At 59.7% G+C, this 21,184-nt stretch carries 21 protein-coding genes; 11 read left to right on the top strand and 10 right to left on the bottom strand.

Annotated features, from left to right (window positions below; genetic code table 11):
• Positions 1-8: 8 nt before the first annotated feature.
• Positions 9-1,151, top strand: a complete 1,143-nt coding sequence (gene earP, locus A8O26_RS24340; RefSeq protein WP_064120253.1) for an elongation factor P maturation arginine rhamnosyltransferase EarP — start codon at positions 9-11, stop codon at positions 1,149-1,151.
• 48 nt (positions 1,152-1,199) lie between these two features.
• Positions 1,200-1,769, top strand: coding sequence for an elongation factor P (locus A8O26_RS24335; RefSeq protein ID WP_007908599.1), 570 nt, complete (start codon positions 1,200-1,202; stop codon positions 1,767-1,769).
• Between the two features lie 187 nt (positions 1,770-1,956).
• Here A8O26_RS24335 and A8O26_RS24330 read toward each other — a convergent pair whose 3' ends face one another.
• The 3 genes from A8O26_RS24330 to A8O26_RS24320 all read right to left on the bottom strand — a co-directional run bounded on the left by A8O26_RS24330 (position 1,957) and on the right by A8O26_RS24320 (position 4,188).
• Positions 1,957-2,376 carry an organic hydroperoxide resistance protein gene (locus tag A8O26_RS24330; RefSeq protein WP_064120252.1) on the bottom strand — a complete coding sequence of 140 codons (420 nt, stop codon included), beginning with the start codon at positions 2,374-2,376 and terminating at the stop codon, positions 1,957-1,959.
• 326 nt (positions 2,377-2,702) lie between these two features.
• Positions 2,703-3,158 (bottom strand): MarR family winged helix-turn-helix transcriptional regulator, encoded by a 456-nt coding sequence (locus A8O26_RS24325; RefSeq protein WP_064120251.1) that lies wholly within the window; start codon positions 3,156-3,158, stop codon positions 2,703-2,705.
• A gap of 73 nt (positions 3,159-3,231) precedes the next feature.
• Positions 3,232-4,188, bottom strand: a complete 957-nt coding sequence (locus tag A8O26_RS24320) for a LysR family transcriptional regulator (RefSeq protein WP_064120250.1) — start codon at positions 4,186-4,188, stop codon at positions 3,232-3,234.
• Positions 4,189-4,299: 111 nt separating this feature from the next.
• Here A8O26_RS24320 and A8O26_RS24315 point away from each other — a divergent pair, with 111 nt between their 5' ends.
• Positions 4,300-5,049, top strand: a complete 750-nt coding sequence (locus A8O26_RS24315) for a sulfite exporter TauE/SafE family protein (RefSeq protein WP_172828205.1) — start codon at positions 4,300-4,302, stop codon at positions 5,047-5,049.
• On the opposite strand, the gene A8O26_RS24310 is transcribed toward A8O26_RS24315, so the two are convergent.
• Positions 5,039-5,893 (bottom strand): LysR substrate-binding domain-containing protein, encoded by an 855-nt coding sequence (locus tag A8O26_RS24310; RefSeq protein ID WP_007908606.1) that lies wholly within the window; start codon positions 5,891-5,893, stop codon positions 5,039-5,041. The genes A8O26_RS24315 and A8O26_RS24310 overlap by 11 nt on opposite strands.
• A gap of 96 nt (positions 5,894-5,989) precedes the next feature.
• Here A8O26_RS24310 and A8O26_RS24305 point away from each other — a divergent pair, with 96 nt between their 5' ends.
• The gene (locus tag A8O26_RS24305) at positions 5,990-6,211 is read left to right on the top strand and encodes a DUF1127 domain-containing protein (RefSeq protein WP_064120248.1); all 222 of its coding nucleotides are present in this window, start codon (positions 5,990-5,992) and stop codon (positions 6,209-6,211) included.
• 79 nt (positions 6,212-6,290) lie between these two features.
• Positions 6,291-7,517: a winged helix-turn-helix domain-containing protein gene (locus A8O26_RS24300; protein ID WP_064120247.1), complete on the top strand. Its 1,227-nt coding sequence runs from the start codon at positions 6,291-6,293 to the stop codon at positions 7,515-7,517.
• Between the two features lie 99 nt (positions 7,518-7,616).
• Here A8O26_RS24300 and A8O26_RS24295 read toward each other — a convergent pair whose 3' ends face one another.
• Positions 7,617-8,963, bottom strand: coding sequence for a class II 3-deoxy-7-phosphoheptulonate synthase (locus A8O26_RS24295; RefSeq protein WP_003226774.1), 1,347 nt, complete (start codon positions 8,961-8,963; stop codon positions 7,617-7,619).
• 150 nt (positions 8,964-9,113) lie between these two features.
• Here A8O26_RS24295 and A8O26_RS24290 point away from each other — a divergent pair, with 150 nt between their 5' ends.
• Positions 9,114-9,869: a spermidine synthase gene (locus tag A8O26_RS24290; protein ID WP_064120246.1), complete on the top strand. Its 756-nt coding sequence runs from the start codon at positions 9,114-9,116 to the stop codon at positions 9,867-9,869.
• Between the two features lie 108 nt (positions 9,870-9,977).
• On the opposite strand, the gene A8O26_RS24285 is transcribed toward A8O26_RS24290, so the two are convergent.
• A complete protein-coding gene (locus A8O26_RS24285) occupies positions 9,978-10,769 on the bottom strand; it encodes a crotonase/enoyl-CoA hydratase family protein (RefSeq protein WP_064120245.1) in 792 nt (263 codons plus the stop codon).
• Between the two features lie 422 nt (positions 10,770-11,191).
• Between A8O26_RS24285 and A8O26_RS24280 the strand changes: the two genes are divergently transcribed.
• Complete coding sequence (locus A8O26_RS24280) at positions 11,192-12,865, top strand: DEAD/DEAH box helicase (RefSeq protein WP_008088238.1); 1,674 nt, start codon at positions 11,192-11,194, stop codon at positions 12,863-12,865.
• Between the two features lie 105 nt (positions 12,866-12,970).
• Here the strand turns inward: A8O26_RS24280 and A8O26_RS24275 are convergent, their stop codons facing one another.
• Complete coding sequence (locus tag A8O26_RS24275) at positions 12,971-13,738, bottom strand: DODA-type extradiol aromatic ring-opening family dioxygenase (protein WP_064120244.1); 768 nt, start codon at positions 13,736-13,738, stop codon at positions 12,971-12,973.
• A gap of 103 nt (positions 13,739-13,841) precedes the next feature.
• Here A8O26_RS24275 and A8O26_RS24270 point away from each other — a divergent pair, with 103 nt between their 5' ends.
• Positions 13,842-14,489: a thiopurine S-methyltransferase gene (locus A8O26_RS24270; RefSeq protein WP_064120243.1), complete on the top strand. Its 648-nt coding sequence runs from the start codon at positions 13,842-13,844 to the stop codon at positions 14,487-14,489.
• Between the two features lie 180 nt (positions 14,490-14,669).
• Here the strand turns inward: A8O26_RS24270 and htpX are convergent, their stop codons facing one another.
• Together htpX and A8O26_RS24260 are read right to left on the bottom strand one after the other, a co-directional pair.
• The gene (htpX, locus tag A8O26_RS24265) at positions 14,670-15,557 is read right to left on the bottom strand and encodes a protease HtpX (RefSeq protein WP_007908619.1); all 888 of its coding nucleotides are present in this window, start codon (positions 15,555-15,557) and stop codon (positions 14,670-14,672) included.
• A gap of 303 nt (positions 15,558-15,860) precedes the next feature.
• On the bottom strand, positions 15,861-17,072 hold the full coding sequence (locus A8O26_RS24260) for a pyridoxal phosphate-dependent aminotransferase (protein ID WP_025113152.1): 1,212 nt from the start codon (positions 17,070-17,072) through the stop codon (positions 15,861-15,863).
• Between the two features lie 224 nt (positions 17,073-17,296).
• Between A8O26_RS24260 and msrB the strand changes: the two genes are divergently transcribed.
• From msrB to A8O26_RS24245, 3 genes are all read left to right on the top strand, one after another.
• Positions 17,297-17,692, top strand: a complete 396-nt coding sequence (gene msrB / locus A8O26_RS24255) for a peptide-methionine (R)-S-oxide reductase MsrB (RefSeq protein WP_064120242.1) — start codon at positions 17,297-17,299, stop codon at positions 17,690-17,692.
• 108 nt (positions 17,693-17,800) lie between these two features.
• Positions 17,801-18,286, top strand: a complete 486-nt coding sequence (locus A8O26_RS24250; protein ID WP_034155230.1) for a glutathione peroxidase — start codon at positions 17,801-17,803, stop codon at positions 18,284-18,286.
• The gene (locus A8O26_RS24245; RefSeq protein ID WP_064120241.1) at positions 18,283-18,744 is read left to right on the top strand and encodes a MarR family winged helix-turn-helix transcriptional regulator; all 462 of its coding nucleotides are present in this window, start codon (positions 18,283-18,285) and stop codon (positions 18,742-18,744) included. The genes A8O26_RS24250 and A8O26_RS24245 overlap by 4 nt, the downstream gene beginning before the upstream one ends.
• Here A8O26_RS24245 and A8O26_RS24240 read toward each other — a convergent pair.
• Entirely contained in the window at positions 18,728-21,049 is a 2,322-nt protein-coding gene (locus tag A8O26_RS24240) for a hybrid sensor histidine kinase/response regulator (protein ID WP_064120240.1), read from the bottom strand. The genes A8O26_RS24245 and A8O26_RS24240 overlap by 17 nt on opposite strands.
• Positions 21,050-21,184 lie beyond the last annotated feature (135 nt).

The raw sequence follows: 21,184 nt of genomic DNA, 5'->3' as shown, positions 1-21,184 counted from the left end.
AGTCATGAATGCAGCAACTGAATACCCGCTGGGATATTTTTTGCGCCGTGGTCGACAACTATGGCGACATCGGCGTGACCTGGCGTCTGGCCCGGCAACTGGTGGCTGAGCACTGCGTGGCGGTGCGGTTGTGGGTGGATGATCTGCGCGCATTCGAACGAATTTGCCCCGAAATCGACATCAACGTCACGCAGCAACGGCAACAAGGCGTCGAGGTGCGGCAGTGGCCACAAGACTGGCCGCCGACCGAAGCCGCTGATGTGGTGATCGCCGCGTTTGCCTGCCAGTTGCCCGGCGATTACATGGATGCCATGGCCGCGCGGGAAAAGCCGCCGCTGTGGATGAACCTCGACTATCTCAGTGCCGAGGACTGGGTCATCGGCTGTCACGGTTTGCCGTCGGTCAAATATAAATCGGTGCAGAAATTCTTCTTCTTTCCAGGGTTCCAGCCGGGCACGGGCGGGCTATTGCGTGAGCGCGGATTGCTTGAGCAGCGTCGGCAGTTTCAACAGGATGCCCAAGCGCAGCGACAATTCCTGCAAGGTCTGGGAGTCGATTGCGCACCGGGTGCTCAGTTGATTTCGCTGTTTGCCTATGAGAATGCCGGGCTGGCCAGTTGGCTCGATGTGTTGGCAGCCGATGCTGCACCGACACATCTTTTGGTGCCGGAAGGGCGGATTCTCGGCGACGTGGCGCGCTGGCTCGGGGTGGAAACCCTGACGGTCGGCGCAATCCATGTGCGTCAGTCGCTCACCGTGCAGGTGTTACCGTTCGTCCGGCAGGATCAGTACGATCACCTGCTCTGGTGCTGCGATTTCAACGCGGTGCGCGGCGAAGATTCGTTCGTCCGTGCGCAATGGGCAGGGCGGCCGATGCTCTGGCACATCTACCAGCAGGACGAAGACATCCATCTGGACAAGCTCGACGCCTTCCTTGCGCTGTATACCAAAGGGCTCTCGCCGGCTGCTGCCGAGGCGATGAACGGTCTCTGGCGCGCCTGGAGTGCCGGTCAGCCTATCGGCGAACACTGGCTTGCTGCCCGTAATCATTGGCCAGAACTGCAGGGAAATGCCGAAGCGTGGTGTCTGGAACAAGGCTTGCAGGCCGATCTTGCCGCAGCGCTGGTACAGTTTTACCTAAATTGGATATGATACGCGGCCTAGATTTTTGTAAATCCCATCCAAATTCGGATATTCGCAATGAAAACTGGTAAAGAACTGAAACCCGGTACCGTGATCCGTCTCGAGAACGATCCTTGGCTGGTTCAGAAAGCTGAATTCACCAAGTCGGGCCGTAACAGCGCGATCATGAAGACCAAGCTGAAAAACCTGCTGACCGGTTACAAGACCGAGATCGTTTACAGCGCTGACGACAAACTGGACGACGTAATCCTCGACCGCAAAGAAGCGACCCTGTCCTTCATCAGTGGCGACACCTACACGTTCATGGACACCACTGACTACACCATGTACGAGCTGAACGCTGAAGACATCGAAGCAGTTCTGCCTTTCGTTGAAGAAGGCATGACCGATGTTTGCGAAGCGATCTTCTTCGAAGAGCGTCTGGTTTCCGTAGAGCTGCCGACCACCATCGTGCGTGTAGTTGACTACACCGAAGGTTCGGCTCGTGGCGACACTTCCGGCAAAGTCATGAAGCCAGCCAAGCTGGCCAACGGTACTGAGCTGCAAGTTGCTGACTTCATCGAAATCGGTGACAAGATCGAAATCGACACCCGCGAAGGCGGTTCCTACAAAGGCCGTGCCAAATAAGCACTGGTTTTTGCGGAAAGAAAAAGCCCGACCATTGAGTCGGGCTTTTTTGTGCCTGCGATTTGTGTCACGCCGCAGACCCCTGTAGGCGTGAGCCTGCTCGCGATGGCGTCAGTACAGTCGACATCTCATTGACTGATTGATCGCTTTCGCGAGCAGGCTCGCACACAGGGGATTTTGTCTGGTTTCAGACGGTGGTGTGCAGACGTACCTCGACATTGCCACGGGTGGCGTTGGAGTACGGGCAGACCTGGTGAGCCGCGTCGACCAGGCTCTGCGCGTCGGCTTGTTCCAGGCCCGGCAGGCTGATGTGCAAGTCGATGTCCAGACCGAAACCGCCAGGGATCTGGCCGATGCCGACGTGCGCGGTGATCGAGGCGTCGTCCGGGATTTTGCGTTTGGTCTGGCTGGCCACGAATTTCAGTGCGCCGATGAAGCAGGCGGAGTAGCCGGCAGCGAACAGCTGCTCAGGGTTGGTCGCCGCGCCGCCGGCACCGCCGAGTTCTTTCGGCGTAGCGAGTTTGACGTCGAGGATGTTGTCGCTGGAGATCGCACGACCATCACGGCCGCCAGTGGAGGTTGCGATTGCGGTGTAGAGAGTTTGCATGGTGTGAGCCTCGTCGGGTTCGTTTTGTGCGCTAGTTGTTTGCGCGCTAAGTAAGTACGAGATGAATGTATCGCGCGAATATTTAGTGCGCAAGATAAATTTTCGCAGAAGCTGCGTTTTTGCGAGTGAGCGGGTATTAGAGGGGGGCTGTAAGGCTGGAGTTAGAGCGGAATGCGCGGTAGATCAGGTGGTGAAAATATTTTGCTGTCGATGAAATCAATGTGGGAGCGAGCCTGCTCGCGAATGCGGTGTATCAGTCACCATTCATATCGACTGACACTACGCATTCGCGAGCAGGCTCGCTCCCACAGGGGACTGTGCAGAGGTCAGATCAGGCTTTCTTGTAGATGGCTACGCAGCGCCTGCAACTCCGCTTGCAGGTTTTGCAGGCGTTCCAGAGAAAAACCGCTGGCGCCAAGGATGCATTGCGGGACCGTCTGGGCTTTTTCTTTCAATGCCCGGCCTTGCTCGGTCAGCTCGACAATCACCACCCGCTCATCCTCACGACTGCGGGTACGGCTGAGCAGCCCTTCACCTTCCAGGCGTTTGAGCAGCGGTGTCAGCGAGCCGGGGTCGGTCAACAGGCGCGTGCTGATTTCTCCGACAGTCAAACCATCCTTCTCCCACAGCACCATCATTGCCAGGTACTGCGGATATGTCAGGCCCAGCGCCTGCAACAGCGGTTTGTAGACTTTGGTCATCATCAGTGAAGTGGAATGCAGGGCGAAGCACGCCTGGTTATCCAGCAGCAGGTCGTCGCAGGTGTCGCGTTCGGAAGTCATGTCAAAAGCCTTGTTCGGTAATGGGCATGAATCTAGCGCTCGAATCTTTAATGCGCCAGATAATTTTCCAGCGCTAGTGCCGGCCCAGATCTCGCTGTAGCGCCAGATCCCATGGTGGCACCGGACTGAAGCGGGTCTTGAGATATTCAAGCAACAAGCGGCTGCGCGAATTGGTTTGTTGTTCCATGCGCAAGGCGTAAATGCCGGTGGACTCCGGGCTTGGCAGGCCGTTTTCGCAGAACAACGGCAGCAGTTCGCCACGCAGCAGGTATTCGCTGGCCAGCCATGTCGGCAGATGCGCGATGCCCAAGCCAGCCAAGGCACCGCAGACCAGCGCCTCGGCATTGTTGGCGCTCATGCGGATGCGCGCCGGGCGGTGCAATTGCATCTGGCCGTCCTGCTCGAAGCGCCAGGCGAACGGCGGTGCGAGGCCGTCCCAGTCGAGGCCGTCATGCTCGCTCAGTTGCGCCGGACTGCCAGGCACACCACGGCGCTTGAGGTAGTCCGGACTGGCGCAGGCAATACGCACCATGCTCGCCAAGGGTGTGGCAACCAATCGGGTATCAGCCATTTGTCCGGCGCGCAGCACCAGATCGACTTTGCCCAGGTTCGAACCGCCCATGTCGACGAAACTGTCGATCAAGTGCAATTGCACATCGAGCCCCGGATACAGAACGAGGAAATCGGCAATCACCGGCGCCAGATGTCGCCGCCCGAATGCCGCCGGAGCATCGATGCGAATCAGGCCCTCCGGCGCACTGCTCAGCGACACAGCTTCAGCGCGGGCCAGTTGCAGTTCGGCAACGATGCGTCGTGCCCGCTCGGCAAACGCGAGACCGGCCGGCGTGGCGAGCACGGCGTGAGTGCTGCGAATGAACAACTGGCTGCCGACCGCGCTTTCCAGGCTGTCGATACGTCGCGCGACCGCCGAAGGTGTCAGCGGATGACGGCGCGAAGCGGCGGAAAAACTGCCACTCTCCAATACATCGAGAAACAGCCCGAGTTGATCGGTCAACTGATTAGGGTTCATGTTGAATTCTGCGCTTGTGCGAAATCGGCATAGCCATTGTGCGTTGCTGTGCGTTTCCCCGCCAGCCATGACTGCGTAGGATGAGTCGCCTGACGTGAGAGGAATTCGGCTGTGATGGAGTTTTTGTTGTACCTGTTGTTCGGCGCCGCCCTTGGCACACTGGGCGGCATTTTCGGCATCGGCGGCGGCTTGATCGCCATTCCGTTGCTCGGCGTGTGGTTTGGCCTTGATCAGCAGATCGCCCAAGGCACGGCGCTGGTCATGGTGGTGCCGAACGTAATGCTGGCGCTGTGGCGATATCACCAGCGCAATCGCATCGAGTTGCGGCATGCGCTGCCCTTGGCGGTGATGGGTTTCTGCTTTGCGTGGATCGGTTCGATCTGGGCGGTGGGCATTGATGCGCAAACCATGCGCATCGGTTTTGTCGCATTTCTGGTGGTGCTCTCGGCCTACAACCTGTTGAAGATGTTCGGCAAGCAACCCGCTGCGACTTCCGAAATGCGCTATTCCTGGCCTTGGCTCGGCGTACTCGGCGCGGCGTCCGGGTCTATGGGTGGCTTGTTCGGTGTTGGCGGGGCGGTGGTGGCAACGCCGGTGCTGACGAGCCTGTTCGGCACCACGCAAGTGGTTGCTCAAGGTTTGTCGCTGGCGCTGGCCTTGCCAAGCACCGGCGTGACTCTGGTGACTTACGCGGTACACCACGAAGTCGACTGGATGATCGGTCTGCCACTGGCGATCGGCGGTCTGGCAAGCATCAGTTGGGGGGTGAAAGTCGCCCACGCCATGCCGGAAAAACTCCTGCGTGGGCTGTTCTGCGGTTTTCTGGTGCTGTGTGCAGTGATGCTCGCGTTTAAAGTTTGAAGCCTTCGACGATGTGCTCGGCCAGGCATTCGGTGATCGGCGACGGATTGTTCAGGTTGCGGATCAGCATGATGCTGGCCTCAGGCAACAGCGGCAGATCTTCGGCGGCGCCCAGAATGCGCATGTCCGGGGTGATCAGGCTTTCCAGTTGCGCGGTGATCGCCAGACCCGCGCTCACTACCGCCATCAGCGCCGAGAGGCTGGTGCTGTTATAGGCGATGCGGTATTCGCGGCCCATCGCATCCAGCGCATTACACGCCCACAAGCGGCAGAAACAATCACTGTTGAACATTGCCAAGGGCAGTGGCGTCTGTTCGTGGGCGCTGAAGTTTTGCGCTTCGGCCCAGACGAAACGCTCCTTGCGCAGTAACTGGCCGATCTCGTTGCCCGGCTCGCGAGTGACGATCGACAGGTCCAGATCCGTGCGTTGCAACAATTGCTTGGTCGACTCGCAATGCACTTCGATCTGGATCAGCGGATAGAACTGCGCAAAACGCGACAGAATCCCTGGCAGAAAACGCATCACGTAATCATCCGGTGTGCCGATGCGCACGGTGCCGACCATGTGCGGCTCGCGCAAGGTGTTGAACACTTCACTGTGCAACTTGAGGATGCGCCGCGCATAGCCGAGCAGCACCTGGCCCTCGGCGGTCAGGCGCACCTGACGTCCGTCACGTTCGAACAGCTGACGCTGCAACACGTCCTCTTCCAGACGTTTCATCTGCATGCTCACCGCCGATTGCGTGCGGTTGACCATTTCGCCGGCGCGGGTGAAGCCGCCCTGATCAGCGATTGCGACAAAGGTGCGCAGGACATCGGTATCGATACTGGGGTAGGCGGACAATTGATGAATCTCCGTGATGCATGCCATCAGAAACATTCGTTGGATTGATCTTAGCGCCGGCGCGAGACTTGAGCCATCCACAAGGAGGGCAACACGATGAAAGGTCAAAGAGAGTACGTAAGCGAAGACAAATTCGATGGCCACGGCCATATCGTTTCCGACCTGCTGCACAAGTTTAGCCGCTGGTACGAACTGCACCGTGAGCGCGAGTTGCTTGCCAGTCTGAGCGACGAAGCGTTGAAAGACATCGGCGTCAGTCGTGCCGACGTCGAACACGAAGCCGTGCGGCCGTTCTGGGATGACCCGATGCATAAATGACCGCTGCATAAATGATGAGCAGAGCGCTACACAAACCCACTTCCAGTGAGGTAGGTTGCGAGCAGACAAGGAGATGCTCATGCCCGCGACTCTGGCCTTTTCCCTTAAACAGGCACGACGACTGGCGCTGGCTGCCCAAGGATTCAACGGGCGCCAGCCGCCGACAGTCAAAGCCGCGCACCTCAACCGGCTGATCGAGCGGCTGGGCCTGCTGCAAATCGATTCCGTCAACGCCGTGGTGCGCTCGCACTACCTGCCGCTGTTTTCCCGTCTGGGTGCCTATTCTTCCGATTTGCTCGACCAGGCTGCCTGGAGTTCGGGGCGACGTCGTTCGTTGTTCGAATACTGGGGGCACGAGGCGTCGTTGCTGCCGCTGTCGATGTATCCGCTGATGGGCTGGCGCATGCAGCGCGCCAGGCGTGGCGAGGATATCTATCAGCAACTGGCCAGATTCGGTCGCGAGCAGCAGGACGTGGTTCGCCGGGTCTTGAGTGCGGTTGAACAGCAGGGCGCATTGGGCGCCGGCAGTTTATCGACTCGCCAAGACAAGGCCGGACCGTGGTGGGACTGGAGCGCGGAAAAGCATGCGCTGGAGTGGTTATTCGCCGCCGGTGAAGTGACGGTGGCGGGGCGTCGCGGATTTGAGCGTTTGTATGATTTGCCGGAGCGGGTGATTCCCTCTTCGATCCTTCAGCAAGCGTTACCTGACGAGGCTGAGGCGCAGCGTGGGTTACTGCTGCACGCGGTGCAGGCACTGGGCGTCGGCACTGAAAAAGACCTGCGTGATTACTTTCGCCTGAACCCGGCGGATGCGCGTCCGCGTCTGGCCGAACTGATCGAAGCAGGGCAACTGCAAATGTGCGAAGTCGCCGGTTGGCGGCAAATCGCTTATTGCCTGGCGGAGCCGACAGTCCCGCGCAAGGTGGCGGCCAGTGCGTTGTTATCGCCGTTTGATTCGTTGATCTGGGAGCGCAGCCGCACTGAGCGTTTGTTCGACTTCAGGTATCGCCTCGAGATTTATACGCCGCAGGACAAGCGGGTTTACGGCTATTACGTGTTGCCGTTTTTGCACAACGAGCGGATTGCGGCGCGGGTGGATCTGCGTGCCGAGCGGGCGGCCGGGCAGTTGGCGGTGCATGCGGTGCACGAGGAGGAAAAAGGGCTGGATGACGAGGGGATGTTGGCGTTGGCGGTGAATCTTCGGGAGATGGCCGATTGGCTGGGGCTGGCGCGGGTACAGCTCAATTGTCTGCGTGAGAGTGCGGCGCGGTTGCGGGTGGCATTGGCAGAGATTGGCGGTGTCTGAGCCGGCCTCTTCGCGAGCAGGCTCGCTCCCACACTGGATCTGCGTCGAACACAAATCCCCTCTGGGAGCTAGCCTGCTAGCGATTGCAGGCGTCGCGGTCTAGCGACGAACCTGCTTCAGCGTCTCGGCGATCAAAAATGCCAACTCCAGCGACTGATCGGCATTCATCCGCGGATCACAGTGCGTGTGATAGCGATCCGACAAGCCATCTTCAGTAATCGGCCGCGCACCACCGATGCATTCGGTGACGTTCTGCCCGGTCATCTCGATGTGAATCCCGCCGGCATAACTGCCTTCGGCTTCGTGCACCTGGAAGAACTGTTTAACCTCACCGAGGATCTGCGCAAAGTCGCGGGTCTTGTAACCGCTGCTGGCCTTGATGGTGTTGCCGTGCATCGGGTCGGAACTCCACAGCACTTGCTTGCCCTCACGCTGCACCGCGCGGATCAGCGCCGGCAGGTGATCACCGACCTTGTTCGCGCCCATCCGCGCAATCAGGTTCAGACGGCCCGGATCGTTGTCCGGGTTGAGCACATCGATCAGGCGGATCAGGTCATCCGGGTTCATGCTCGGGCCGACCTTCACGCCGATCGGGTTGTTCACGCCACGGAGGAATTCGACATGCGCGCCGTCGAGCTGACGGGTGCGGTCGCCGATCCACAGCATGTGCGCCGAGCAATCGTAGTAATCGTTGGTCAGGCTGTCGCGGCGCACGAACGCTTCTTCGTAGTTCAGCAGCAGCGCTTCGTGGGCGGTGAAAAAACTGGTTTCGCGCAGTTGTGGCGAACTGTCCATGCCGCAGGCGCGCATGAACGCCAGGGTTTCATCGATGCGGTCGGCGAGGTGGCTGTACTTCTCGGCCAGCGCCGAATTGGCGATGAAATCGAGGTTCCACTTGTGCACTTGGTGCAGGTCGGCAAAACCGCCCTGAGCAAACGCGCGCAACAGGTTCAGCGTGGCGGTGGACTGGTGATAGGACTGCAGCAGGCGTTCCGGATCCGGTACGCGGCTCTTCTCATCGAAACCGATGCCGTTGACGATGTCGCCGCGATAAGCCGGCAGGGTCACGCCGTCGATGGTCTCGTCGTTGGCCGAACGCGGTTTGGCGAACTGACCGGCCATGCGCCCAACCTTGACCACCGGGCAACCGGCGGCAAAGGTCATGACGATGGCCATTTGCAGCAACACTTTAAAGGTGTCGCGAATCTTCGCCGCGGAGAACTCGGCAAAGCTTTCCGCGCAATCGCCACCCTGCAGCAGGAATGCCCGACCCTGGGTGACTTCGGCAAACTGCCGGCGCAGTTCGCGCGCTTCACCGGCAAACACCAGTGGTGGATAACTGGCCAGGGTTTGCTCGACCTGGCGCAAGTGCGCGGCGTCGGGGTATTGGGGTTGTTGCTGGATCGGCAGGGCGCGCCAGCTGTCAGGGCTCCACGGTTGGCTCATCACGGTCTCTAAGGGTCTACGCACGGAAGGCCATGTTAGCAGCAATTAGTGCGTGACCTGCTCCCGCCCCATCGCCGACAATCGCCGCTTTGCCACGGCGCCACAGCGGTGCCATCGCGTCACCGCGCCCGGTGACCATCAGGAGACGAAATGACTGAGGAGCGCGTCGAGCATCTGCTCGCCGAAGTACAGGATGAGTTCGGCGTGATTCGCGTGCTGGAAGTGGCCGACTACCGCTTTCTCGAGTTCGGCGATGCGATCGAACAGAGCTGCGTGTTCACCGCTGATCCGAGCTGGCTGGAATACGACTACACCCGCGCGATGCTGATCGGCGCGTTGTGCCATGAGCAGCCGGAGAGTGCGCTGTTCCTCGGGCTCGGCGCCGGTACGCTGACGCAGGCCTGCCTCAAGTTTCTGCCGCTGGAAGATGTCGAAGCGATTGAACTGCGCCCTGACGTGCCGCGTCTGGCCATCGAATACCTTGGCCTGGATGATGATCCGCGGCTGTACATTCGCGTCGGCGATGCGCTGGAGTTGCTGCCGAGCGCTGAACCGGCGGACCTGATTTTCGTCGACCTTTACACGGATGTCGGGCCGGGCGTCGGGCACTTGGCCTGGAGTTTTCTTGGCGACTGCCAGAAGCGTTTGAATCCGGGTGGCTGGCTGGTGATCAATCAGTGGGCCACCGATGACGGCAAGCCGTTGGGTGCGGCGTTGTTGCGTGGTCTCTATCACCGGCACTATTGGGAATTGCCGGTGAAGGAGGGCAACGTGATTCTGATTGTCCCGGCGGACCTCGATCAGGTGCTGGACATGCAGGCGTTGACTGCGCGGGCTGAAGCCTTGGCGCCGCGACTGGGGTATTCGTTGCAGTCGTTGATCAACGCGATTCGCCCCGCGACCTGAGTTCTCAGTGATGGCCCCTTCGCGAGCAAGCTCGCTCCCACATTGGAATGCATGCTTTCTGTGGGAGCGAGCTTGCTCGCGAAGGGGGCATCATGAACGCCGCCAATCCTAGATCCCTTTGAAAACTCCAGGCCGCCGCTCAACCAACGAGCGCACCCCTTCCTTCGCATCCTCACTGGCCAGCAACTTCTTCACCAACGCCGGCAACCCTTGCGCCGCCGCCATCTCACCTTCATACCGCGCCTGCCGCGCCGACATCAACGTGGCCTGCACGCCCAACGGCGCCTGCCGGGCAATCCGCTCTGCCAATTCAATCGCCCGTGGCAGCAGATCTTCGCTGGCCATCACTTCCTGCACCAATCCCAAGTGCAACGCATCGTGCGCATCAAACTCATCGCCGGTCAGCAACCAGCGCATCGCATTGCCCCAGCCGGCGATCTGCTGAAAACGTAAAGTCGCGCCACCAAAAGGAAAAATCCCACGCTGCACTTCCATTTGCGCGAAACGGGTATTGCTCGCGCAGAGGTTGATATCGGCTGCCAGCATCAACTCGATGCCGATGGTCAGGCAGTAACCCTGCGCGGCGACAATCACCGGTTTGCTCACCCGTGGCCCGACGAAAACACCCCATGGATCGCAACCACCGGTCGGAACCTGCCAGCCTTGCGCCAACGCCGAGCTGGCATTGACCAGATCCAGACCGGCGGTAAAGTGCTCGCCATGGCCGAACACCACCGCTACCCGCGCCTCGCTGTCGGCCTCGAACTCGCCGTAGGCCAGGCTTAGCTCGTTGAGCAGGTCGAGGTCAAAAGCGTTGCGCTTGGCCGCGCGATCCAGACCAATCAGATGGACGTGACCGCGGCGTTCACGGCTGACGCGGCCGGGGCAGGGCTGATTCATGGCAAATCCTCGGGCGGGAAGGGCGGGTGCGGCGACGGAATGCCGCACGTCGGTGAATCGTTTAAGCGTCATCGCCCGCAGGGCCGGGCCTTTGAAAAATAGACCTTGGCGCGATTATCCGCAAAACCCCGTTACACAGCGGTGACACAGGTATTTTGACGATAAAAAAAGCTCCCTTTTTTGGCAAAATCCGGTATAGTGCGCGCCGGCCTTTAACCGGGCCGCGTTTAGGTAGCGCAATTTCCCGAAGTCAGCTTCGGCTGCACGTCCGCATTGCGGGCTCTTCCCGGACGATTCTTTTTTTCATTCATTCGTTTTCGCAAATCCCCGCCGACAAAGCTGCCAGGGCGACTCTTGAGTCTCAACACGGCATGCGCAGCTTTGGAGCATGGGTCTTTGCGGATGCACTTAGAGGCAGACCCATGACCCAGGAAACCGGCGGATTCGCCGCTTTTAATCTCAACCCGAATATTCTTGCAGCCGTCGCAGCGACTGGCTACGAAGAGCCTTCGGCGATTCAGCAGCAATCGATCCCGATCATCATGGCCGGCCAGGACATGATTGGCCAGGCGCAAACCGGTACCGGTAAAACCGCCGCGTTCGCACTGCCTATCCTGCACCGCATCGATCCTGCCAAGCGCGAACCGCAAGCCCTGATCCTGGCGCCAACTCGTGAGTTGGCGCTGCAAGTAGCAACCGCTTTCGAAACTTACGCCAAGCAAATGCCGGGCGTTACCGTTGTGGCCGTTTACGGCGGCGCGCCGATGGGCCCGCAACTGAAAGCAATCCGTAATGGCGCACAGATCGTTGTCGCCACTCCGGGCCGTCTCTGCGACCACCTGCGTCGTGACGAAAAAGTCCTGTCGACCGTGAACCACCTGGTTCTCGACGAAGCTGACGAAATGTTGAAACTGGGCTTCATGGATGACCTGGAAGTCATCTTCAAGGCTCTGCCAGCGACCCGTCAGACCGTTTTGTTCTCGGCTACCCTGCCACAGTCGATCCGCGCCATTGCCGAACGCCACCTGCGCGATCCGCAACACGTCAAGATCCAGACCAAGACCCAGACCGTTACCGCGATCGAACAGGCTCACCTGTTGGTTCACGCTGACCAGAAGACTTCGGCCGTTCTCAGCTTGCTGGAAGTGGAAGATTTCGACGCACTGATCATGTTCGTACGTACCAAGCAAGCGACCCTGGATCTGGCCAGCGCCCTCGACGCCAAAGGCTACAAAGCCGCGGCGCTGAACGGCGACATCGCCCAGAACCAGCGTGAGCGCGTGATCGACTCGCTGAAAGATGGCCGTCTGGACATCGTTGTGGCGACCGACGTTGCTGCGCGTGGTCTGGACGTTCCGCGCATCACTCACGTGTTCAACGTTGACATGCCGTACGACCCGGAATCCTACGTTCACCGTATCGGCCGTACCGGCCGTGCCGGTCGCGAAGGTCGTGCACTGCTGCTGGTGACTCCACGTGAGCGCCGCATGCTGCAAGTGATCGAGCGTGTAACCGGTCAGAAAGTCGCTGAAGTCCGCCTGCCGGATGCTCAGGCCGTTCTCGATGCACGCATCAAGAAACTGACCAACAGCCTGTCGCCGCTGGTTGCTGATGCCGAATCGACTCACGGTGAGCTGCTCGACCGTCTGACTGCAGACATCGGCTGCACCCCGCGTGCTCTGGCTGCAGCCCTGCTGCGCAAAGCCACCAACGGTCAAGCGCTGAACCTGGCTGCCATCGAGAAGGAACGTCCACTGGTGCCGAACAACGCACCGCGTGGCGACCGTCCTGAGCGCACCGGTGATCGTCCTGATCGTGGTGACCGCGAGCGTCGCGCGCCAATGCCTTTGGGCGAAGGCCGTGCTCGTTGCCGTACCGCGCTGGGTGCGCGTGACGGTATCGCTGCGAAAAACCTGCTGGGCGCCATCCTCAACGAAGGCGGTCTGGCCCGTGAAGCGATCGGTCGCATCCAGGTGCGTGACAGCTTCAGCCTCGTCGAGCTGCCGGAAGATGGTCTGGACAAACTCCTGACCAAACTGAAGGACACTCGCGTTGCCGGTAAGCAGCTGAAACTGCGTCGCTACCGCGAAGATTGATCCGCCCTTGGGCTGATTGATCGAACATAAAAAATCCCCGACTGGTTCGGGGATTTTTTTTGCCTGATTTTTGCCTTTGTGGGAGCGAGCCTGCTCGCGAAGGCGTCAACCGAAGCGATAAATATCCATGCCCAACGCACCCATCGTGAAGCCCTTGTGCGCCACGCTGAACTCACCACCGGCACCCCGGGCGAAATACAGCGGCAACAAATGCTCATCACTCGGATGGCTGCGCACCGCATGCGGCGCTTGCTGGCGATAATCATGCAGCGCCGCCTCATCATTGATTGCGAGTTTGTCGATGATCCAGTCACGGAAATCCCGCGCCCACGGCTCGACACTTTCCGGGCCGGCGTGCCAGTCCAGTTCGCGCAGATTGTGGGTGATGCTGCCGGAGCCGATCAGCAAAATGCCTTGATCACGCAGACCCGCCAGCGCTCGGCCGACCCGGGTTTGCAGCGCCGGGCCCGCGCGGCTCGGCAGCGAAACCTGCACCACGGGAATATCCGCCTGTGGGTACATCAGCGACAGCGGCACCCAAACGCCGTGATCGAAAGGACGTTGCGGATCGAGGCGGGCAGGCAGGTTGTTGGCCGTCAGCAAATCAGCCACTTCGGCAGCCAGTTGCGGATTGCCCGGCGCCGGGTATTGCACTTCAAACAGTGCGCGGGGAAAACCGCCGAAGTCGTGCCAGGTTTCCGGTTGCGCATGGCTGCTGACCAGCAGTTCATGGCTTTCCCAATGTGCAGACACGATCACGATGGCTTTGGGTTTGGCTAATTCGGCGGCCAGACGCGCCAGCGCCGGGCCGCTGGCTCCGGGTTCCAGCGCGAGCATGGGTGAACCGTGGGAAATAAACAGGCTGGGAAACATGATGGGTTCCTGAGCGTTAAGATGGCCTCATCTTCAGTCAGATCATTGATCTAAATCTAATATAAGTTTTAACGCTTTTTGATCGAATTTTTGGGAGTGATGCATGCAGCCTGAGTTTTGGCACAAGAAGTGGGCGTCCGGTCAGATTGGTTTTCACCTGCCGGAAGTGAATCCGTATTTGCAGCGGCACTGGGCGGTTCCGGCATCGGCGCGGGTGCTTGTGCCTTTGTGTGGGAAAAGTCTGGATTTGGCGTGGCTGGCCGGGCGCGGTCATCAGGTGCTCGGGATCGAACTGTCGGAAAAAGCTATCGAGGACTTTTTCCATGAGCATCAGGTGCAGCCGCAGATCAGCGAGAAGGGCGCGTTCAAGGTTTATCACAGTGACGCCATCGAGCTCTGGTGCGGCGACTTCTTTGCGCTGACAGCGAGCGATGTGGCCGATTGCACCGCGTTATACGACCGTGCCGCGTTGATTGCCTTGCCCGCACCGATGCGTGAGCGTTATGCGGGGCATCTTCAGCAGATCCTGGCGCAGGGTGTGGAGGGGTTGTTGATTACGCTGGATTACGATCAGGCGCAGATGCCGGGGCCGCCGTTTGCGGTGGGGGATGATGAAGTGCAGCGCTTGCTGGGGGATGTCTGGCAGGTGCAGGTACTTGAGGAGCAGGATGTGCTGGCGGAGAGTGGAAAGTTCCTTGAGGCTGGCGTGACGCGGCTGGAGGAGCGGGTTTACCGGGTTTCTCCCCGATAGATTTTTGATGACAGTGCCGGCCCCTTCGCGAGCAGGCTCGCTCCCACACTGGACCTGTATACAACAATCCAATGTGGGAGCGAGCCTGCTCGCGAAGAGGTCATCAGCAACAACCATTATTTGTATGTATAAAAAAGGCCCGCATCACTGCGGGCCTTCTTCATGTTTACACCGGTCAGATCAACCGCGACGACGCAGCGCGTCAATACGCTCTTCCAGCGGCGGGTGGCTCATGAACATGCGGGCGAAGCCCTGTTTGATGCCACCGTTGATGCCGAAGGCGTTCAGGGTGTCGGGCATGTGCACCGGCAGGCCCTGTTCGGCGCGCAAGCGTTGCAGTGCGCCGATCATCGCGCTGGTGCCGGCCAGGCGTGCGCCAGCTTCGTCGGCGCGGAATTCGCGTTTGCGCGAGAACCACATGACGATCGCACTGGCGAGAATGCCCAGTACCAGTTCGGCGAAGATGGTCGCAACGTAATAGGCGATGCCCTGGCCTTCTTCGTTCTTGAAGATCACCTTGTCGACGAAGTTGCCGATGATCCGCGCAAAGAACATCACGAAGGTGTTCACCACGCCCTGGATCAGCGCCAGCGTGACCATGTCACCGTTGGCGACGTGACCGATTTCGTGGGCCAGCACGGCTTTCACTTCATCGGGCGAAAAACGCTCGAGCAAGCCCTGGCTGACCGCGACCAGTGCGTCGTTCTTGTTCCAGCCAGTGGCGAACGCGTTCGCTTCATAGGCCGGGAAAATACCGACTTCGGGCATCTTGATCCCGGCTTCGCGGGACAGTTGCTCTACGGTTTGCAGCAGCCATTGCTCATGCCGGGTACGTGGCTGGCTGATGATCTGGGTACCGGTGCTCATCTTCGCCATCCACTTGGAGATGAACAGCGAGAACAGCGAGCCGGCGAAACCAAAGACCGCACAGAAAACCAGCAGCTGACTGAGGTCGAGATCAACCCCGTTGGCCGCCATGAACCCGTTGAAGCCGAACAGGCTCAGGGTGATGCTGGCTATCAGCACGACCGCCAGGTTAGTGGCCAAAAACAGCAGGATGCGCATCATGGTTGTAGAAATCTCCTCAAGCTAAAGATGTAGCGTACTGCGGGGTATATAAGGTGCTGCACCGGGCTATTCAACTGAGTGACTATTTCAAACTGTGTCCTACAGCGGATTCTTCGGTGCTTGGCACATTTCCCACAACAGATACCGATAGGGATGACAGCCAGCCGCGACCCGTCGCCATTACCTCAGGCGCGGATGACTGATACGAATCGCAAGTGTAGAAGGCGTGTGCAGACGCGGAACGCAGAAGTGTTGCTGAATCAGACAGTGCGCAACGTTTGGCCGTTGCGCACTGCTGGCCAGTTACTGGCGGTAGGACTTGAGGAAGTTGCCGATGCGGCCGATGGCCATTTCCAGATCATCGACGCGCGGCAGGGTGACGACGCGGAAGTGATCCGGCCACGGCCAGTTGAACGCTGTGCCCTGCACCACCAGCAGCTTCTCGGAGAGCAGCAGGTCGAGGACGAATTTCTCGTCGTTGTGGATCGGGCAGACCTTCGGATCGATTTTCGGGAACGCGTACAGCGCGCCCATCGGCTTGACGCAGCTCACGCCCGGAATGTCGTTGAGCAACTCCCAGGTGCGGTTGCGCTGTTCGAGTAGGCGACCCTGCGGCAGCACCAGATCATTGATGCTCTGATAGCCGCCCAGTGCGGTCTGGATCGCGTGCTGGCTCGGCACGTTGGCGCACAGGCGCATGTTGGCCAGCATGTCGATGCCTTCGATGTAGCTTTGCGCGTTGTGTTTCGGCCCGGAGATGGCGATCCAGCCGGAACGGAAACCCGCTACGCGGTAGGACTTCGACAGACCGTTGAAGGTCAGACAGAGCAGGTCCGGCGCCAGTGACGCGGTGCAGATGTGCACGGCATCGTCGTACAGAATCTTGTCGTAGATTTCGTCGGAGAACACCACCAGGTTGTGTGCACGGGCGATTTCCAGCATGCCCAGCAACACTTCCTTCGAATACACCGCGCCGGTCGGGTTGTTCGGGTTGATGATCACCATGGCCTTGGTGTTCGGGGTGATCTTGGCCTTGATGTCGGCCAGGTCCGGGAACCAGCCGGCGCCTTCGTCGCACAGGTAATGCACGGCATTGCCACCGGCGAGGCTGACGGCGGCGGTCCACAGTGGATAATCCGGGGCCGGCACCAGCACTTCGTCACCGTTGTTGAGCAGCGCCTGCAGCGACATCACGATCAGTTCGGACACGCCGTTGCCCAGGTAGATGTCTTCGATACCGACACCTTCGACGTTTTTCTGCTGGTAATACTGCATCACCGCTTTACGCGCGCTGAACAGGCCTTTGGAGTCGCTGTAGCCTTGCGCGGTCGGCAGGTTGCGGATCACATCCTGAAGAATTTCGTCCGGCGCCTCGAAACCAAACGGCGCCGGGTTGCCGATGTTCAGCTTGAGGATGCGTTGGCCTTCCTCTTCCAGTCGTTTGGCGTGCTTGAGCACCGGGCCGCGAATGTCGTAGCAGACGTTGGCGAGCTTGTTCGATTTGCTGAACTGCATGGCGATGTGATCCCGAAAATGAACGATCCAGACGGCGGATGGACAACCGTACTGGGATTCCTGCGTCTTCGCACAGGCGGACGTCTTGAGCCGCGGCTGCCAGAATCCGTTTGAATGCGCCCGGTCTGACTGCCAGACTGGTGCGTGACGAGGCGCAATCATACGTGCCGCCCGATCCGTGGAAAAGGTACAGATCGGGCTTTTTCAGCCGCTGAGGTGTGATGATGGAAAAGTTGGAAAAAACCCTGGAAGAATGGAAAGCCATGCTCGATCCGCAGCAGTACGAGGTTTGCCGCCTCAGTGCCACCGAGCGACCGTTCTCCGGCAAATACAACGCAACCAAAACCGACGGCGTTTATCACTGTGTCTGCTGCACTGAGCCGCTGTTCGACTCCACGACCAAATTCGAATCCGGCTGCGGCTGGCCGAGCTTCTACGCGCCGATCGGCGAAAGCGCGATGACCGAAATACGTGATACCACGCACGGCATGATCCGTACTGAAGTGAAGTGCGCGCGCTGCGATGCGCACTTGGGCCATGTGTTCCCCGACGGTCCGCCGCCGACCGGTCTGCGTTATTGCATCAATTCGGTGTGCCTGAACCTTGAGCCACGCGAATAAATGAATGAAGGCGATCTGCGGGTCGCCTTGTTTTTTGATAATTAAATTGCACACAATTTAATTGCTCGCTATGTTTGGCCTTTCCCGACTGTCTGCGGAGTTCCTGTCATGAGCGACAACCTGCTGAATATCCCGTGCACCACCATCAAGGGTGAGCAAAAGACCCTCGCCGACTTCGCCGGCAAAGCCGTGCTGGTGGTCAACACCGCCAGCAAGTGCGGCTTCACCCCGCAATACAAAGGCCTTGAAGAGCTGTGGCAGACCTACAAGGATCAAGGCCTGGTGGTATTGGGCTTTCCGTGCAATCAGTTCGGCAAGCAGGAACCGGGCAACGAAGGTGCGATCAGCGAGTTCTGCGAGCTGAATTTCGGCGTCAGCTTCCCGCTGTTCAAGAAGATCGAAGTCAATGGCGCGGGCGCGCATCCATTGTTCGTGCAGTTGAAGAAACGTGCGCCGGGCGTACTCGGTTCGCAAGGCATCAAGTGGAATTTCACCAAGTTCCTCATCGGCAAGGATGGCCAGTTGGTCAAGCGCTTCGCCCCGGCCACCAAGCCGCAGGACCTGAGCCGCGAGATCGAAGCCCTGCTCAAATGAATAGCGTGCCGGTCGATTCGCTGAAGCTCGACAGTCAGTTGTGCTTCAAGTTGTACGCGGCGTCCCGGGCGGTGATTCGTGCCTACAAGCCGATGCTCGATCAGCTCGGCCTGACCTATCCGCAATACCTGGCGATGCTGGTGTTGTGGGAATGGCAGGACAGCGCGCCGGAGCAGCCGACAGTCAAGGCACTGGGTGAGCGGTTGGCGCTGGATTCCGGCACCTTGACGCCACTGCTCAAGCGTCTGGAGCAGTTGCAACTGGTGCAGCGGCAACGTTCGGCGCGTGATGAGCGCGAAGTGCACTTGAGCCTGACCGCCGCAGGTCAGTCATTACGCGAGCAGGTCGCGCCGCTGAAGGCGCGTCTGCTGTGCGACAGCGGGGTTGATCTGGACCGGCTCAATGATTTGCGCGACGGTCTCGATCACCTCCTTGGGCAGATCAAAGCGCTGTCGTAGTCGGGATCCACTGGTCGAGCAGCGCCGCGAGTTCTTCGCGGCGGAACGGTTTCGCCAGATAGTCGCTCATGCCCGCGGCCCGGCAGCGTTCGCGTTCTTCGGACATGGCGTTGGCGGTCAGGGCAACGATCGGCAGTTGCGGCCAGCGCCCACTCTGGCGGATCTGCCGACTCGCTTCGTAGCCGTCCATCACCGGCATGTTGCAGTCCATCAACACCAGATCGAATTCGTGGTACTCCAACTGGTCCAGCGCTTCGGCACCATGGGCCGCCACGATGACGTCACAGCCGAGTTTGCCGAGCATGCCTTTGGCCACCAGTTGATTGACCGGATTGTCCTCGACCAGCAGCACGCGCCCGCGCCGTACGGTGGGGGCGGTTTCCAGCTGCGCATCGCTGATGGTGGCGATGTCCGGTTGCAGCGTGCGCCGCAGATTCTGATACAGCGCGTTGCGCGCCAACGGACGGGCCTGTTGTTGCAAAGGGGCGAGGGCGGCCGCTTCTTCGCTGGGCAGAAAACTGCCGTAGGCGGTCACCAGCAGAATCGGCGCTACCAGTGTCGGACGTAACCCAAACAGGCACTCCGGGCAGTCGGTGATCAACACGTCCGGGGTCAGGCCCAGCAGTGAGTCATCGATGGTGCGCTGTTCGTATTCGAGTCCCCACGCCGGCAGCAGACTCTTGAGCAACTCGGCCAGGCCACTGCTGCCTGCGGTGATGGCCAGCACTTTGCCGTGCAATGGCGCGGGGGCCAGCGCCCGCGTGTGGCAAGGCAGGGGCAACTCGGCGCAGAACTGACTGCCGAAACCCGTTTCGGAACTGATGGTCAGGCGTCCCTGCATCGCTTCGCAGAGGTTATAGGTCAGCGCCAGACCGAGCCCGGTGCCGCCGTATTGGCGGGTGATGCCGGCCCCGGCCTGGGTAAATGGCTGGAAGATCTTCACCTGCGCGTCCTGAGCGATACCGATACCGGTGTCGCAGACTTCGATGCGCACGCCGTCCTTGTAGGTCGACAGGCGTACGTCCACCCGACCGAAACGGGTGAATTTCAGGGCGTTGGATAACAGGTTGCTGACGATCTGCCGGACCCGGGTCGGATCCCCCAGCACCAGCGCCGGGAAATGCGGGCCGATCAGGCAGGTCAGTTCCACGCTCGGCGCAGCGTTCTGCGACAGCAGGTTGGCCGTGTCTTCGATCAGCGATCCCAGATCGAACGGGATGTGCTCAAGCTCAAGCTGCCCGGCGTCGAATTTCGACAGGTCGAGAATATCGTTGAGCAACTCGACCAGCACCTTGCCGGAGTCATGGGCGATCGACAGTTGTTGCTGTTGTTCGGCATTCAACGGGCCGTCGAGGGACAGGGCGATCATCCCCAGCAGGCCATTGAGCGGTGTGCGGATTTCATGGCTCATGTTGGCAAGGAACGCCGAGCGTGCCTCGGCCATTTCCAGCGCGGTGCTGCGGGCGACTTCAAGTTCCTGATTGGATTGACTGAGTCGCGCGTTGATTGCTTTGAGTTCGGCGGTGCGTGCCGAAACGATGTTTTCCAGTTGGCCGAGGTAGTCGGTCAGGCGATTTTCGGCATTGCGCCGCTGCTGGATTTCGGTGGCGATGTTCTCGAACTGCTGATTGGCGACTTTGACCAGCACGCCGATTTCATCGTTGGCGTGCCCGGTCGGACATTCCAGCGTGGTCGGTTCGGCACTGCGCGGGTCGCGCCCGCTGAGTTCGCGGATGACCCGCACCAGCGGTTTGGTCAGCATCACGTAGAACAGCGCCAGGAGAATGCCGGTGAGGATCAGGCTGCGGGCAAAACCGTTGAGCAGAGTGACCTCGGCGCGGCGCAGGAAGCGGCTGCCGAACGCATAGGTATCGACTTCAAGGCTCAACACTCCCAGCGATTCATTGGGCAGATGATCCAGGTACAGACGATCCTCGAACTGGCGCTTGGCGCCAAACAGAAAGTCGCTGATGACCCGATAGCCGCTTTGCAGCTCCGGGCGTTTGACGCTGGCGAGCACGGTATTGTTGTTGTCGGTCAGTTGCGCCGAGATGATCGCCGGCGAACGCAACAGGCCCAGGGTGAGTTCCTGGGCCAGTTCGGCGTCGATGTTGTAGGCAATGCGTGATGCCGGATTGTGGCTGATTTCCAGCAAAGACAGGATTTCACGGTTGATGGAGGCGTCTTCACTGGCATAATCGATGCCTATTTGCAGCAGACTGAGCAGCGTGCCCAGAATGAACCCGACCAGCACGGTAAGCCTGGCTTGCTTGTACGACAGCCGGTGGGTGAATTTGATATCCATGGGGTGTTGAACCACTTCCGTTTCCCTTCGCTGCTCAAGCATAGTCGATCATGTAGCGATTCCGAGGTTCCCGAATCGCCTTGTAACAAGGCGCGGCGTGGGAATATGGATCTGTTGGTTGTCGCTGGATCGTCA

The organism is Pseudomonas fluorescens (assembly GCF_001648775.1).
Taxonomy (GTDB): domain Bacteria; phylum Pseudomonadota; class Gammaproteobacteria; order Pseudomonadales; family Pseudomonadaceae; genus Aquipseudomonas; species Aquipseudomonas fluorescens_M.
This window is presented reverse-complemented; position numbering and strand designations above follow the sequence as displayed.